Raw genomic sequence first — 15,491 nt, forward strand, 5'->3', positions numbered from 1 at the left:
ACGAACAACTGACCCCGCACCGCCCGGCGTCCGTACACCCGGGCAGCCCTCCGGTGTGACGCACCGCTTCAGGGGTCCTCGCCCGGCCCGCTCACAGGCCGGGCCGTCCGGGAATCGCGCCGTCCCGTTCCGGATCATTCCGAAAGGCCATGGGCCGTGCGTACCGAACTCCACCGTCAACCCATCAGTCCGCTGACCGCCGTTCGCAATCTGGGCATCCTCGCCCATGTCGACGCGGGCAAGACCACCGTCACCGAGCGGATCCTCTATCTCACCGGCGCCGTCCACAAGCGGGGCGAGGTCCATGACGGGACGACCGTCACCGACTACGACTCCCAGGAACGCGACCGCGGCATCACCATCTTCGCCGCCGCGGTGAGTTGTACCTGGGACGGTCACCGGATCAACCTGATCGACACCCCGGGCCATGTCGACTTCTCCGACGAGGTGGAGCGCTCGCTGCGGGTGCTGGACGGTGCGATCGCGGTGTTCGACGCCGTCGCGGGTGTCGAGCCGCAGAGCGAGTCGGTGTGGCGGCAGGCCGACCGGCACGGGGTGCCGCGGATCGCCTTCATCAACAAGCTGGACCGTGCCGGGGCCGATCTCGACGTCGCGGCCGCCTCGATCAGGGACCGGCTGCACACCGTCCCGCTGGTGGTCCAGCTGCCGATCGGGAGCGAGGACGGCTTCACCGGAGTGGTGGATCTGCTGCGCATGCGGGCACTGGTCTGGGCCGACGGCCGCGACACCTACGAGGAAGTGCGGGTGCCGGACGGGCTGCGCGAAGAGGCGGGGCGCCGCAGGCGGCTGCTCGAAGAGACGGTGGCGGAACTCCATCCGGCCGCACTGGAGGAGTTCTGCGCGGAGTCCTCCGTCTCCGAGCGGACTCTGACGGCCGCACTGCGCGACCTGACCCGAAGCGGTGAGGCCCTCGTGGTGCTGTGCGGCTCGGCCTACCGCAACCGGGGGATCGAGCCGCTGCTGGAGGCCGTCGTGGCCTTCCTGCCCTCACCGCTGGACGTGCCGCCGGTGCGCGGCGCCCTCGACGGCGCGGTGCAGGAGCGGGCCGCCGATCCGGCGGCGCCGTTCGCCGCGCTGGTGTTCAAGGTGAACTCGACGGCCACGGGACGGCTGGCCTTTCTGCGGGTGTACTCCGGAACGATCAGGAAGGGGGACACGGTGCTGGACGCGGGGACGCGGCGCCACGAGCGCGTCGGACGGATCCTGCGGGTGCAGGCCGGCCGGCACTCGGACGTGGACACGGCGGTGGCCGGGGACATCGTCGCGGTGATCGGGCTGAAGGCGGCCCGCACCGGGGCCACGCTGTGCACCCCCGCGGCACCCCTGGTCCTCGAACCACCCACCTCGGCCGACCCGGTGGTCTCCGTGGCGGTGGAGGCCCGCCGGAGCACCGACACCGAACGGCTGGTGACGGCGCTGGCGCGGCTCGTCGAGGAGGACCCCTCGCTGAGGGTCCGTACCGATCCCGAGACCGGTCAGACGGTGCTTTCGGGAATGGGGGAACTGCATCTGGAGGTCGCGGTGGAGAAGATCCGGCGCGCTCATGAACTGGACATCGGCGTCGGCAGGCCGCAGGTGGCGTACCGGGAGACGGTCGCCCGCGGGGTGTCCGGGCTGGTGTACCGGCATGTGAAACAGGACGGGGGCGCCGGCCAGTTCGCCCATGTCGTCCTCGACGCGGAGCCGTTGGAGGCCGGCGACGACCTGGACGCCGGCGACGGCGGCGAAGCCGGTTTCGTGTTCCGGTCGACCGTCGTCGGCGGGCGGGTGCCGCAGGAGTACGTCCGCGCGGTGGAGGCCGGGTGCCGGGACGCGCTGGCCGAGGGTCCCCTCGGCGGGCACCCGGTGACCGGGCTGCGGGTCACCCTGACCGACGGGGCCACCCACTCCAAGGACTCCTCGGAGATGGCGTTCCGCGCCGCGGGCAGGTTCGCGCTCCGTGAGGCGTTGCGCGCGAGCGCGATGGTGCTGCTGGAGCCGGTGGCGGAGGTCACCGTCACCGTGCCCGACGACGCCGTGGGCGGGGTTCTCGGTGATCTGGCGGCGCGGCGCGGCCGGGTCTCGGGCTCCACCACCCGGGCGGGCACCGCGGTGATCACAGCGACCGTGCCGCTGGCGGAGCTGTTCGGCTACGCGACCCGGTTGCGCAGCCGGACGCAGGGCCGGGGAACGTTCACCTCCCGCCCCACCGGCTACGCCCCGGCGCCGAAGCCGGTCTCCCCGGAGGCACCGGCCCGGTAGCGACCTCGTCGGTCCCGCCCGTCCGCGGGCGGGGCCGGCCCGGCCCCGCGGCGTCCCCCTCCCTCGCGCCGGGCTACGGATGCGCCGGGATCACGCAGTCGTCCTCACGCGCGGGAGCGTGCCCGGTCGGCCAGGCCACCCCCTCGAACGTGAGCCGTTTCGAGCCGGGTTCGAGATGGACCACGGACAGGGCCTTGTTGTAGGGGTTGCCCGCGTTGGTGAGGCATATCCAGCCGCTGGCCCCGCGCACCCGCAGGTCGGCGTTCAGCTTCCCGAGGTCCTTGCGGATCCGTTCGGCCGTCGGCACTTCCTGCCCGCTGGTGTGGACCGCTCGCGCCAGTGCCCGGGACGCGGTCAGGACGACGTCGTACGTGACGATGGTGCGTCCGTCGTCGAGATACACGTCACCGATGGTTCCGCCCTGCTCGGTGATGCCCTGGCGCAGTGTGTCCATCGCGTCCTGGGCCTCCCTGAGGTACAGCGGTGGCTGCTGTCCCTTGCGTCTCGGGTCCTGCTGCCACCTCCGCAGCTCGATGCTCCAGGCGTCGGGGTGCGCCGGGGCGGCGTAACGGATGGTGACGGACGGCTTGCCGGATCCCGGATCGCCCCGGAGCAGGGCACGGTGCCGGTCGTCGAGGCGCTGGTCGAGCGTCGTGGCGTCCGAGCCGGTGATCACCGTGTACGACTTCTTCTCCCGGCAGTAGGTGGTGGCCAGTTTGCCGACGAAGAGCTTCAGGTGGAGGGCGCGGCCGGCGAAGTAGATGACATGCGCGTTGGAGCGGCAGATGTTTCCCGCGAAGTCCTCGAACTCGTTGGGGGTGACGCCGGCCTCCTCGACGCCCGGGGACTCGAAGCGCATGTCCTGCACCCCGCCCTGTCCCTTGCCCGCTCTGGCCTCCGCGAAGGCGTCCCGCAGGGAACGGTTGTAGTCGTCGCCCGGCCGGTCGTCGGCGACCAGGGCCGTTTCCGCCCCGGCCAGGTCCGGGTCGAAGGCCAGGAGCGCGTGGGCCTGTTCCTTGGTGGTGGACACCGCCCGGGCGAGGCCGGGGAAGGGAACCGTTTCCTTGCCTTCGGGATTGGAGAAGTCGTCGGCCGTCACCACACTGGCGAAAGCCGGAAGCTTCAGTGTGTTGGTCACATACGCGAGAGCTTCCCTGGTCTTCGTCAGGCTGAGGTTGAATCCCGTGACGGCCCTCACGTCGGGTTCTTCACGCCGGAGTTGATCGACCGCCCGTTTCCACTCCTCATACCCCTTCCCCGGATTCGCGAGGACGAGGCGGATCGGCGGCTTCGCGGAGTCCGCCCCGTTCGCCGCGGCCTGGGCCAGGTAGGCGCCCTGGACCTCGCTGAGGATCTGACGCCGGACCGCCGGATTGTCCGACTCCATCGGGATGAGCAACGCGACGGTGGCGTGCTTCGTTCCGGCGACCGCCTTGTTCTGTTCCGCGATACGCGCGAAGACCTCCGGCATGCCGTCGACGGCGGGCATGAACACACCCCTGCCGTCGGAGACGCCCAGGCACTCCGCGCCGTGCACCTCAAGGCCCTTGCCGCAGCTCTCCGGCTCACGGAAGAAGCCGTAGTAGGTGCCGAGCCCGGCCGCGGCGAGCGCCAGCGCCGTGACCACGGCGGTCACCGGCCCCAGGATGCGGCGGCCGGGCCGGAGTCCGGGCTGCGGGCCGCGCGCGTCGTCCAGGGCGACCTGGACCAGACGGCTGGGCAGCGGCGTGGAGAGGCCGCGGCCGCGTTCCTCCGCGACGCGCACCCGCTCGGCGAAGCGCCCGCCGATCGCCTCCGCGAGGCCGTCCACCGGCACGGGAGGCTTCGCGCCCGCCGCGGGCGCGGCCCCGCCGGGCAGCGAGGTGGTGATGACCACGGGGTACACGCGCAGGGCGCGGGACTCTCCGTCGTAAGCCTCGATGAGCCGGTCCCGGATGATCCGCCGCGCGGGCACGGTGTCCACGTCGGGCAGCAGGAGGACGGGGCGGCGCGCCCTGTTCAGGCGGCGGACGACACCGTAGTGCGCGTCGATGTCGGCGAGCAGCGCCTCGACGAGCAGAAGCTGTTTCGCCGCCGCGGGCTCGCTCCGCAGCCGTTCCAGCTCCTCGCAGACCGCCTCGAAGGTGCGCTGCCGGGGAAAGCGCCGGGTGCCGTACCAGCGGACCGTGCGGTGGTGGGGAAACCTTAAGGCGCTGATCACCTTCAGGACGAGCCCGACCAGCCCGCCGCCCATGCGGACGCCGACCGGCTCGGCCTCAGCACATTCCCCACCGCACGACAGGCACCTCGGGTGCTCGACGGCTGGTACGCGGGCACCGGGCGGACGTCATGCCGACCGCCACACCCCCGAACGCACGAAAGGCCGCCCTCCCACGAATGAGAGAACGGCCTCCGACCTGCGTTTCCGCATGGTCGGGACGACAGGATTTGAACCTGCGACCCCTTGACCCCCAGTCAAGTGCGCTACCAAGCTGCGCCACGTCCCGATGCCCGTCTGACCTGGGGCTTCCCCCTGGCTGAACGCGCATGAGAACAATACCGCACTCGGGCGGGTGGTCACGAACGCCTTTCCTTCTTGACCTCAACCATGCTTGATGTTCAACGCTTGTTCCATGACGAACACCACCGCCGCACCGAAGCACCACTACCGCGACATGAACCGCCTGATGAGCCTGATGACCGGGGACGAGAAGCACGGCCCCGCGGCGACCTCCACCCTGGACGCCCTCTGGGTGCTCTACGACCGGGTGCTGCGGGTGACACCCGGCACCGTCGACGCACCCGGCCGCGACCGGTTCCTGCTGTCCAAGGGGCACGGGCCGATGGCGTACTACGCGGTCCTGGCGGCGCACGGATTCTTGGGGGAGGAGTTGCTGCCGGGGTTCGGGGCGTACGACTCGCCGCTCGGGCACCATCCGGACCGGACACTCGTGCCGGGGGTCGAGATCGGGAGCGGCTCGTTGGGGCACGGGCTGCCGCTGGCCGTGGGGAGCGTGCTCGGACTGCGGGCGCAGGGGCTCACCGATCCGCGGGTGTGGGTGCTGGTCGGGGACGCCGAGCTGGACGAGGGCAGCAATCACGAGGCGCTCGCCTTTGCCGGCCCGGCCGGGCTGGAGCAGCTGCACACCGTGGTGATCGACAACGCGTCGGCCTCGTACGCCCGGCCCGGCGGGATCGCGGCCCGGTTCGAGGCGGCGGGCTGGTCGGTCGGCACCGTCGACGGGCGGGACCACGAGGCGCTGTACGCGGCCTTCACCGCGCCGCACCCCGGACGGCCGCGGGCCGTGGTGGCGCGCGTCGATCCGAAGGAATGACCCGGGGGACTGGCCCGGAGCACCGCTGCGTACCGCCGCGAGGACCGAAGAGAACATGAGAGGGACACTTCAGATGGACACGATGCGTGACCGTTTCATCGCCACCACGTCACAGCTGCTGGACGAGGACCCGCGCCTCGCGCTGGTCCTGGCCGAGATCAGCCGGGCCGGCTTCGACCGGGCCGAGCGGTCCCATCCGGACCGGGTCGTCAATGTGGGAATCAGGGAGCAGCTGCTGGTCGGAGCGGGTGCCGGCATGGCGCTCACCGGGCTGCGGCCGATCATGCACACCTTCGCCAGCTTTCTGGTGGAGCGGCCGTTCGAGCAGGTCAAGCTGGACTTCGGCCACCAGGGAGTGGGCGGGGTGCTCGTGAGTGCGGGAGCCTCGTACGACTGGCCGGCCGGCGGGTTCACCCATATGTCGCCGGGCGATGTCGCACTCCTGGACACCCTGGACGGCTGGACGGTTCATGTGCCGGGTCACCCGGACGAGGCCGAGGCGCTGCTGCGGGAGGCCGCGGCCGGGGACGGCCGGGTGTATGTGCGCCTGTCGGCGCAGTCCAACGACCGGCCGCGGCCTGTCGGCGCGGGGACCGGGTTCACCGCCGTGCGGGAAGGGGCCGGCGGGGTGGTGATCGCGGTCGGGCCGATGCTCGACGACGTGCTCGCCGCGACGGACGGGCTCGATGTGACGGTGCTGTACGCGACGACGGTGCGCCCGTTCGACGGGGCCGGGCTGCGGCGGGCGGTCGGCGGTCACGGGGCCGCCGACGTGGTGATCGTCGAGCCGTATCTGGCGGGCACCTCCACGGCCGCCGCCAATGACGCGCTCACCGAGCTGCCGCACCGCGTGCTGGGCCTCGGGGTGGGGCGGGCCGAGCTGCGCAAGTACGGGGAGATGGACGAGCACCTCGCCGCGCACGGCCTGGACGCCCGGGGGCTGCGGGAACGGATCGGCGCCTTTCTCCGCCGCTGAAGGCGGCAGCGACGAGGCGCGGGCATCTGCCGGATCGACCGGGCGAGGACGTGATGGCACCGCGCTGCGGGAGCGGACGGCGGGGCGGCGGGCCCGGTGGTGCGGGCGAGCAGGGCGACGCCGCCGGTCGGGTGACCGGCGGCGTTCTTGGGAGCTGCCCGGTGGACCGGAGCCGTACAGGCCCTACGGGTGGACGAGCACCTGGGACAGTGCCACGCGTCCGGTTCCGGATGTCACGATCCTCACCGTGCGGGTGCGGCTGTCCAGGTCCAGGACGGTCGGGCGCAGCGCCTTCCCGCTGACGTGGACCGTCGCGTCGTCCGTGACCACGTCGAAGTCGGCGGTCGTGGCGGAGGAGTTGTTCCAGATCTCGATCTGACGGATGTGCTGCCGACTGCCCAGGTCGACCTGCCACCAGGCGCCCGCCTCGGACAGCGTGCGGGTGTCGGTGTTGGTGTCGCCGTCCAGGGCGAGCGCCGCGCCCGCCGTGCCCTCGGTGGAGGACTGGGTGGCCGTGCCGGTGCGGGCCAGGTCGGTGCGCAGCTGCTCGACCGGGCCGCCGTGGGCGCCCGCCCGGTGTGCGACGGCGAGGGCCCCGGCCGGCAGCCGGTCCAGGCCGGTGAGGTTGTCCGTCATGACCGAGCCGTTTCCGCCGAGGGCGGGCGCGGCCGTGTCGGTCCAGTTGCCGCGGGCGGTGTTCTGGATGCCGTAGTCCGCCCAGTTGGAGACCCACTTGTAGCCGATGCGGGTGATGACGTTCTTCTCGACGAGGATGTGCGAGGACTGTTCGTCGAGGTAGATGCCGTTGCCGTCGCGCTCGGTGTTCCCGAACGCGGAGCGGTTGATGTAGTTGCCGGAGACGACCGTGCCCGGCTGTGCGCCCTGGGTGTAGATCGCCCCGCCGTCGTGCTGTGCCTGAGCGACCTCCATGACGTCGGTGATCCGGTTGTCCGTCACCTTGTTGTCACGCAGGACGGACTTCTGGGACTCGGGCTGGTTCCAGCCCCAGCCGACCGAGATCCCGGAGTACGGGAGGTGGTCCAGGCTGTTGTGGTCGACGGTCAGCCCGGCCTCGTACCCGGCCCAGATGCCGACCGAGTCGGTGTACTCGACGCCGGAGCGGGTGATGGTGTTGTACGCGACGGTGTTCCGCTCCCCCGCGAGCGCCGCCGACGGCATCGGCTCGGTGTCGCCCACGTAGACGGCGCCGGAGGACAGGTCGGTGAAGGACGAGCGGGTCACGGAGCTGTCCTTGGTGCCCGCTTCGAGGATCGCGCCCGCCCCGCCGAGCCGGCCGAACCGTGCGTTCTCGATGCGTACGCGCTGTCCGCCGCGGACGGTCACCGCGGCGGCCGGCTTGGTGTAGAAGCGGCCCGCGTGATCGACCGGGCCGGTGGCTCCGGTCAGGGTGAGACCGGCTTGCATGCCCGCGTAGCCCTCGTCGGTGCCGGGCTGGCGGTAGGCCGCGTACGCGAAGCCGATCCCGCTGACGGTGACGTCATGGGCGCCGTCGACGACGAGCAGCTGTTCGGTGTGCGGGGTGACGGCCCGCGCATGGCGCATGTTCTCGCCCTTGCGCGGCAGGTAGGTGACGGTGCGATTCTTCGAGTTCCAGACGAACTCGCCCGGCTGGTCGAGGAGTTCGGGGGCGTTCTCGAAGAAGGCGACACCGCTGTAGCGGGTGGAGTCGACCGTGGTGGAGTCCCAGGCGGGGCCGGTGCGGTCGGTGCCGCTCGCCGAGTTGGTCCAGCAGGGCTGGGCGAAGGTCATGGCATCGCTGTTCACGCCCGTGATCCGGCAATGGTAGTTGCGCCAGCGGACCCGGATGACGGCTTCGGCGTCGGTGGGGCGCTGCCAGTCGGCGATGCCCGTGGCGACCGCGCCGGTCATGCCGGTCTTCGTGGCGTCGCAGGTGCTCGCCGCGCAGGCCTCGCCGCGGGCGCGGGTCGCGCGCCTGCCGTCGACGAAGAGCTGACGCGGGGTGACGCCGGCCGGGACCTCGGCGGTCCAGGTGCCGTCGGTGTTCTGCCGCCAGCCGGTGATGTCCTGTCCCCCGGAGAGGACGGGGCGGGCGCCGGGGGCCGCGCTCCAGGTGACGGTGCGGCCGTCCTTCCCGGAGTCGGCGGCGCCGAGCCTCAGCGGCTGGTCGAGCTCGTACGTGCCGTTCTTCAGGAGTACGCGGACGTCGTGGCCGCTCTCGGTGCGGGCCCGGTCGCGGGCGCCCTCGGGGGTGCAGGGGCGGGCGACCGTACAGGAGGTGCCGTGTCCGTCCGGGGCCGCGTACAGGGTGCGGGCACCGGGTGCGGCCTGGGCGGTGGGCGCGGCGAGCAGTGCGGCCAGGAAGGCGGCGGCGGAGGCAGCGGCGGTTCCTCGTACGGCGTTCAGGGAGCGGCGGTTCACGCGGAGGCCTTCCAGTCGGGGTGGCCGGGCATGGGCGGGTTCACGGCTCCGAAGAGCCAGTCGCGCAGGAACGGGTCGAGGGACTTGTCTCCGGTGACGTCGACGGTGTGCCGGATGAAGGCCTCGCTGGTGTACGTGGAGTCCTTGAAGCGCTTCACCCACTCGCGCATGACGCGGTCGAACTTCCGCTGACCGATCCGGAGGCCGAGGGCGTACAGGACGAGCGCGCCGCCGTCGTAGATGTTGGTGCCGCCGAGCGCCTTGGGCAGTCCGGGCGGGCCGTCGGCGGCGCGGACCGCGTCGAGCTTCTCGTACGTCGCCTTCATCTTGTCCTCGAAGACCGACCAGCCGCGCTCCTCGCCGTACAGTCCGGCGTAGTACACGGCGGGGCCCTCGTTGAGCCAGGCCTGCTGCCAGTCGTCCGGGGTGACGGAGTCGCCGAACCACTGATGGACCAGTTCGTGGACCATCGTGGTCTCGTAACCCGGCTGGCCGTCGGCGTTGAGCTTGAACCAGTTGGTGGAGAACAGGGAGAGGGTCTGGTTCTCCAGGGCGTCGGTGTAGCCGTCGTAGATGTGGACGCCGTAGACGGAGAACGGGTAGCGGCCGAACTTCGCCTCCAGCCAGGCGAGATGGTCCGCGGTACGGGCGACGATCGGACCGTACTTGTCCTCCTGGCCCTGCGGGACGATGTGCCGCAGAGGCAGTCCGCGGTGGCTGGTGCCGTACAGATAGGTGCCCTTGACGACGGCGATGCCGATGAGTTCGGTCGCCATGCGCTCGCGCAGGGCGAAGTGCCAGACGGTGGAGCCGTCGGCGCGCGGGGTCTTGTGGAGCAGTTCGCCGTTGGCGGCGGCGACGTAGCCCTGCGGGGCGCTGATGTGGAAGGTCCACGTCGCCTTGTCGGACGGGGTGTCGTTGCAGGGCAGGAAGGTGTCGGCGCGCGAGGACTGGGCGGCGGACGCGAAGCCGCCGTCGGTGCCGAACTTCCAGCCGGTCAGGCCGAGTCGGGGCGCCTTGCCGTTGCCCCGGTAGCGCACCTCGGTGGTGAACGCCTGCCCGTTGTGGAGCGGGCGGGCGGGGGTGACGGTGAGTTCCTGGCCGCTCTTTCCGGGGGCGAGCGCCCAGGTGGCGGGGCAACCGCCGACGGTGACGGAGTCGATGGTGTGGCCGTCGGTGTCGAGGTTGAACGCGGAGAGGTCCTGGGTGGCCTTGGCGTCGATCCGCACCACGGCGGTGAAGTCGTAGCTGACCGGGGTGAAGTCGAAGGTCAGGTCGTAGTGGACGACCTGGTAGCCGCCGTTTCCGAGGGTCGGGAAGAGCGGGTCGCCGACGCCGTCCGAGCCGGGCTTCGGGTCGAAGCGGTGCGGCTGTGCGAGGGCGGTCGGGCCGAGTGCGGGTACGGCGACGGCTGCGGCTACCGCCGCGCCGCCGAGCTTCAGGGCCGAGCGTCGCGTCGTCACTTCTTCCCCTTCTGGAAGGCTTCCTCGAACTCGCCGCGGGCCTGCTCGCCGCCCTTGGCCAGGTAGTCCTTGACGAGCTGGTCGTAGGCGGACATGGGCTTGCGGCCGGAGATGATGTCCTTCAGCCCGTCGCCCTTCAGCGTGTTGAGGCTGCCGGAGCCCTTGGAGTCCCAGGTGGGCGAGGAGTACTGGAGGGTCGGGTCCGGCACCATCATCGGGATCATCCTGGTGAAGGCATCGTGGACATGACGGACGCCCTGCTCGGAGTCGGCGCTGAAGATGGCGGGAACGGCGGAGGCCATGAACTTCCAGGGCACGGTGACGTCCTGGGTGCCCTGCTTGGTGAGCGCCGGATTGCCCTTGGCGTCGCGGGTGAAGTCCGTGCCCTCGACGCCGTAGTTGATGAGCGTGTACTCCTGGCTGCCGAACGGGGACGCGGCGAAGTCGGCGAGGGCCAGGATCTCCTTGACGCGGTCCCCGGACGCCTTCTTGATGTGGGTGTTCTGGAGCGAGATGTTGTCCATCCAGGCGACGGCGTCCTTGCCGACGGGCACGAGCGGGCGCGGGTCGTACTTCTTGTCGATCGCCTTCATCGAGGCGATGTAGCCGACGCCGGGCGCCAGATAGGTGGGCATGCCGTCGTAGACGTACGCGCCCTTGCCGTTCTTGAACATGTCCGTGTACTGGGCCTTCTGCGCCCCGGACATCTGGAGGGTGCCCGGGTAGTAACAGCCGGCCTTGTACAGCAGCCGCGCCGTCTCGACGGCCTTGCGGTACTCCGGGGTCTCCAGGTCGAGGGTGAACTTGCCGGTCCTCTCGTCCAGCCGCCAGAAGTTGGGCGCACCCGCGGACATGGCGAGCATGCTGGTCGCGCCCGCGATGATGGCGTACTGGTCCTTCTTGGGCCGGGTCAGTTCCTTGCAGACCTCGACGAACCGGTCGAGGTCGGTGATCTGGTCGAGGCTGGTGACACCGACCTGCTCGAACAGGTCGTGGCGGTACACGCCGGCGCCGCCGGTGCCGGTGCGGGCGATCGGGATGCCGTAGAGCTTCCCGCCGAAGATGGCGGACTGCCAGGCGCCCTTCGGGATCGCGGCCAGGTTGGGGTAGTCCTTGACCTTGTCCCCGGCGAGGTACGGGGTGAGGTCGGCGCACTTGGCCTGGAGGAAGGCGGCCTTGTTGTCGACGCCGCCGCTCTCCGGGTACATGAAGAGGTCGGGCAGGCTGTCGCTGGCGACCATGGTGGAGAACTTGGTGCCGTAGTCGTCGGCGGGAACGGCGGTGACGTTCACCTGGCCGCCGAGGAGCTTCTCGATCTCCTGCCAGGCGGCGTTGCTGCCGCGCGCGGGCGGCGGCGGGGAGAACGTCTCCATCGTCGCGCCGATCGGCTTCGCTCCCTTGAGCGGGGCACCCTTCGTGGCGCGCAGCGGCTTGGCCGGGTAGCTGAAGTAGCCCTGCGGAACACCGGCCGCGGTGCCCGCCAGGTCGGGGTCGAGGCCGATGTTGCGGACCGCGGTGCTGGGCAGCAGCGAGGCGCTCTTGGCCTCCGCCTTCGCGGTCGTGCCGCCGTCGCCGCAGGCGGCGAGCAGCGGGGCGGCGGCCAGTCCCAGACCGACGCCCGCACCCATGCGGAACAGCGCTCTGCGGTTGATGGGGGTGGAGCTCGACACCTGAATCTCCTTGAGAGAGGGGAAGGAAGGAGTGGGGGGCGGTGGTTGCGCTCAGAGGCCCGTCGGGTGGCCTCTCAGCCCTTGACTGCGCCGGTGAGCACGCCCTTGGTGAAGTAGCGCTGGAGGAACGGGTAGACGCAGAGGATCGGTACGACGGCGATCACCAGGACCGCCATCTGTACAGCCTGCTGCGGGGCGAGCACCTCGCCGGCCGAGGCGGCGTTCAGGCTCTGGCCCTGGAGCACGTAGGTGCGCAGCACCATCGGCAGCGGCCATTTGTCGGAGTCGTTGAGGTACAGGAGCGAGTTGAAGAAGGCGTTCCAGTACGTCACCGCGTAGAAGAGGCTGATCACGGCGAGGACGGCCTTGGACAGGGGCAGGACGATCCGCACCAGGACCCGGAAATCTCCCGCTCCGTCGACCTTCGCCGCGTCGTACAGCTCCTCGGGCAGGTTCATGAAGAAGGACCGCAGGACGACCAGGTTGAACGCGCTGACCAGGGTGGGCATGACGAGCGCCGCGTAGGTGTCGTACAGGCCGAGGCCCTTGACCAGCAGGAAGTTCGGGATGATGCCCGCGTTGAAGAGCATCGTGAACAGGGCCGTCATCAGGATGAAGCGGGAGCCGGTGACCTCGCGGCGGGAGAGCCCGTACGCCATGCCGACGGTGACCAGGAGGCTGGCGAGGGTGCCGATGACGGTGATGCCGACGGAGACGATCAGCGCGCGGGTGACGACTCCACCGGTGAAGATGGTGCGGTAGGCGTCCAGGGTGGGGTGGTCCGGCCACAGGACGAGGCCGGAGCTCTTGATGATGTCGGTCTGCGAGGCGAAGCTCGTGCCGATGACGCCGACCAGTGGGTAGGCCACGGCGAGGACGACCACGACGATGGCTATCGCCTTGGCGGTCTGTCCGATGCGGGTCGGCCGTTCCATCCACGGGGGCCGGCCGTCGGACTTGCCGGCGGGTGCGGGGCGGGGCGCCGGTGCGGTGGATTCCGTTGTGGCGCGCGTCTTCTCAGCGGTCAGCACCGCGGTACACCCCTTCGTGGCCGAGTCGGTGGGCGAACTTGTTCGCGCCCAGGACGAGTGCGGTGCCGATGACCGCCTTGACGAGTCCGACGGCGGCGGCGACGCCCCAGTCGTTGTCCTTGATGCCGTGGTAGTAGACGTAGGTGTCGAGGACCTCACCGGCGTCCGGGCCGACCGCGTCACGCTGGAGCAGGATCTGCTCGAAGCCGACGGAGAGGATCTGCCCGAGGTTGAGGATCAGCAGCAGGATGAGTACGGGGGCGATGCCCGGCAGGGTCACGTGCCAGAGGCGTCGGCGCGGTCCCGCACCGTCGATGGCGGCGGCCTCGTACTGCTGCTTGTCGATGTTCAGCAGCGCGGCGAGGATGATGATCGTGCCCCAGCCGGCATCCTTCCAGGCGACCTGGAGGGTCAGCAGCCAGGGGAATGCGTCGGGGTCGCTCATCATGTCGTAGCGCGGCAGCCCCAGACCGCCGAGGACGTCGGGCAGGAGCCCGGCACCGCCCAGGATCTGCTGGAAGATCGAGACGATGATGACCCAGCCGATGAAGTGCGGCAGATAGACGACGCTCTGTACGAAGCGTCTGATCCGGTCGCTGGCGATGCTGTTGAGCAGCAGGGCCAGGGCGATCGGGATCGGGAAGAAGAACACCAGCTGGACGAGGGCGATCTCCAGGGTGTTGAACGTCGCGGACCAGAAGGCCGGCTCACTGAACGCCGCGGAGAAGTTGGCGAACCCCACCCAGACGCTGTGCATGTAGCCGAGGTACGGCTGGTAGTCCTGGAACGCCACGACATAGCCGAGCAGCGGTACGTAGTGGAAGACGATGAAGTACAGCAGGCCGGGCAGGGTGAGCAGCAGCATCACCCGGTCCCGCTTGATCCGCTGCCAGAGGCTCAGCCGGCGCTGTGCGACAACGGCCCCGGCGGCTGGCGGGGAGTGTGTTTCAGCCTTCTGCCGCCGCTTTTCCCGCGGCAACGGGGGTGCTGTTTCAGCCATGGTGCGTCCTGTTCGGCTGGGTGGCGCGTGGTGGGCCTTCTGGGGCCGCAAGTTAGTAAGCGGTTAACCCAAGCGTCAAGAGATCCAGGCAAAAGTCGTTGAGCCGCGATGTTCCGGCGGCCGAATCCAGCGCATCGAACCCGCAAATATGCTGCTCAACCGGACAGTTCGAGAAGATGAGCGCTTGACGGTCGACCATCACGCTCCTTAGCGTGCCGGTCATCCCATAGAACGCGATTACTGTCCGGAGGCAGGGTGCGAACCACCGAAGAGGCACCGGCACATTCCGGTAGCGACGCCGCGACACCGTCCCCGCGACGGCCGCGCACGCTCCTGGTCATGAGCCCCGGACTGCTGGACGATGTCTTTCCCCCACCGGTACGGGTCCGCCTGGAAGAGACCGCCGAGCTCCTCGACCCGTCCGTGATCAGCGAGTTCGGCTCCCCGGAGGCCGCCGCGGCGCTGAGTGGGGCCGAGGTCCTGCTCACCGGCTGGGGCTGCCCGCCCGTCGACGCCGCACTGCTGGACCGGGCGCCCGCGCTGCGGGCCGTGATCCATGCGGCCGGCACGGTGAAAACGTTTCTGTCCCCGGTTGCGTTCGATCGCGGGATCGTCGTCTCGTCGGCCGCCGCCGCCAACGCCGTACCGGTCGCCGAGTTCACCCTGGCGGCGATCATCATGGGCGCCAAGCGGGTGTTCCCGCTGGCCGGGCTCTTCCGCACCCGGCGCACCCACCGCACCGGCGCCGACCTCGACCGGCAGCACTGGCTCGGCACGCACGGGCTGACCATCGGGGTGATCGGGGCCTCCCGCATCGGGCGCCGGGTCATCGAGCTCCTCCGGATCCTCGACGCGGAGGTACTGCTCTACGACCCCTATGTCAGTGCGGCCGAGGCGGAGCTGCTCGGCGTCACCCCGACCGACCTCGACACCCTGGTCGCGACCAGCGACGTGGTGACCGTCCACGCCCCCGACACCCCGGAGACCCGCGGGATCATCGACGCCCGCCGGATCGGCCTGATGCGGCCGGGCACCCTGCTCGTCAACACCGCGCGCGGCCGCCTGGTGGACACCGAGGCGCTGACCGGGCACCTGGTCAGCGGGCGGCTGGACGCGGTCCTCGACGTGACGTCGCCCGAGCCGCTGCCGGACGAACACCCCCTGTGGGACCTGCCGAACGTCTTCCTCACTCCGCACATGGCGGGCGCCCAGGGCAACGAGGTCGGGCGCCTCGGAGCGCTCGCGGTGGACGAACTGGCGCGGTACGCGCACGGCACCCCGTTCGACCACCCGGTGCACCGGGCCGATCTGGGGAGGATCGCGTGAGCCCCTCCCCGGTACAGCCTCTAGGCTCGGCGTCACACAACAGCCACCA

At 70.5% G+C, this 15,491-nt stretch carries 10 protein-coding genes and 1 tRNA gene; 4 read left to right on the forward strand and 7 right to left on the reverse strand.

Annotation, left to right across the window (positions count from 1 at the left end; all coding sequences use genetic code 11):
* Nucleotides 1-156 precede the first annotated feature (156 nt).
* On the forward strand, nucleotides 157-2,262 hold the full coding sequence (gene fusA / locus ACWCPY_RS28255) for an elongation factor G (protein WP_451269582.1): 2,106 nt from the start codon (nucleotides 157-159) through the stop codon (nucleotides 2,260-2,262).
* A gap of 73 nt (nucleotides 2,263-2,335) precedes the next feature.
* Here fusA and ACWCPY_RS28260 read toward each other — a convergent pair whose 3' ends face one another.
* Nucleotides 2,336-4,495, reverse strand: coding sequence for an amino acid ABC transporter substrate-binding protein (locus tag ACWCPY_RS28260; protein ID WP_451269584.1), 2,160 nt, complete (start codon nucleotides 4,493-4,495; stop codon nucleotides 2,336-2,338).
* Nucleotides 4,496-4,671: 176 nt separating this feature from the next.
* A tRNA-Pro gene (locus tag ACWCPY_RS28265) sits at nucleotides 4,672-4,748 on the reverse strand.
* A 126-nt stretch (nucleotides 4,749-4,874) separates the two neighbouring features.
* On the opposite strand from ACWCPY_RS28265, the gene ACWCPY_RS28270 reads away from it, so the two are divergent.
* Both ACWCPY_RS28270 and ACWCPY_RS28275 read left to right on the forward strand, forming a co-directional pair.
* Entirely contained in the window at nucleotides 4,875-5,576 is a 702-nt protein-coding gene (locus ACWCPY_RS28270) for a transketolase (protein ID WP_451269586.1), read from the forward strand.
* Between the two features lie 73 nt (nucleotides 5,577-5,649).
* Nucleotides 5,650-6,552 carry a transketolase family protein gene (locus ACWCPY_RS28275; RefSeq protein ID WP_451269588.1) on the forward strand — a complete coding sequence of 301 codons (903 nt, stop codon included), beginning with the start codon at nucleotides 5,650-5,652 and terminating at the stop codon, nucleotides 6,550-6,552.
* Nucleotides 6,553-6,735: 183 nt separating this feature from the next.
* On the opposite strand, the gene ACWCPY_RS28280 is transcribed toward ACWCPY_RS28275, so the two are convergent.
* The 5 genes from ACWCPY_RS28280 to ACWCPY_RS28300 form a co-directional block, all read right to left on the reverse strand.
* Nucleotides 6,736-8,952, reverse strand: a complete 2,217-nt coding sequence (locus ACWCPY_RS28280) for a right-handed parallel beta-helix repeat-containing protein (protein WP_451269590.1) — start codon at nucleotides 8,950-8,952, stop codon at nucleotides 6,736-6,738.
* Complete coding sequence (locus ACWCPY_RS28285; RefSeq protein ID WP_451269592.1) at nucleotides 8,949-10,415, reverse strand: M1 family metallopeptidase; 1,467 nt, start codon at nucleotides 10,413-10,415, stop codon at nucleotides 8,949-8,951. Before ACWCPY_RS28285 ends, ACWCPY_RS28280 begins: the two co-directional genes overlap by 4 nt.
* Nucleotides 10,412-12,085 (reverse strand): extracellular solute-binding protein, encoded by a 1,674-nt coding sequence (locus ACWCPY_RS28290; protein WP_451269594.1) that lies wholly within the window; start codon nucleotides 12,083-12,085, stop codon nucleotides 10,412-10,414. Before ACWCPY_RS28290 ends, ACWCPY_RS28285 begins: the two co-directional genes overlap by 4 nt.
* Nucleotides 12,086-12,159: 74 nt before the next feature.
* Entirely contained in the window at nucleotides 12,160-13,020 is an 861-nt protein-coding gene (locus ACWCPY_RS28295; protein WP_451269656.1) for a carbohydrate ABC transporter permease, read from the reverse strand.
* Nucleotides 13,021-13,102: 82 nt separating this feature from the next.
* Nucleotides 13,103-14,116, reverse strand: coding sequence for an ABC transporter permease (locus ACWCPY_RS28300; RefSeq protein WP_329819084.1), 1,014 nt, complete (start codon nucleotides 14,114-14,116; stop codon nucleotides 13,103-13,105).
* Between the two features lie 339 nt (nucleotides 14,117-14,455).
* Between ACWCPY_RS28300 and ACWCPY_RS28305 the strand changes: the two genes are divergently transcribed.
* Nucleotides 14,456-15,442, forward strand: coding sequence for a hydroxyacid dehydrogenase (locus ACWCPY_RS28305; RefSeq protein WP_451269596.1), 987 nt, complete (start codon nucleotides 14,456-14,458; stop codon nucleotides 15,440-15,442).
* The last annotated feature ends 49 nt before the right edge of the window (nucleotides 15,443-15,491 follow it).

The organism is Streptomyces sp. NPDC002403, from assembly GCF_053593015.1.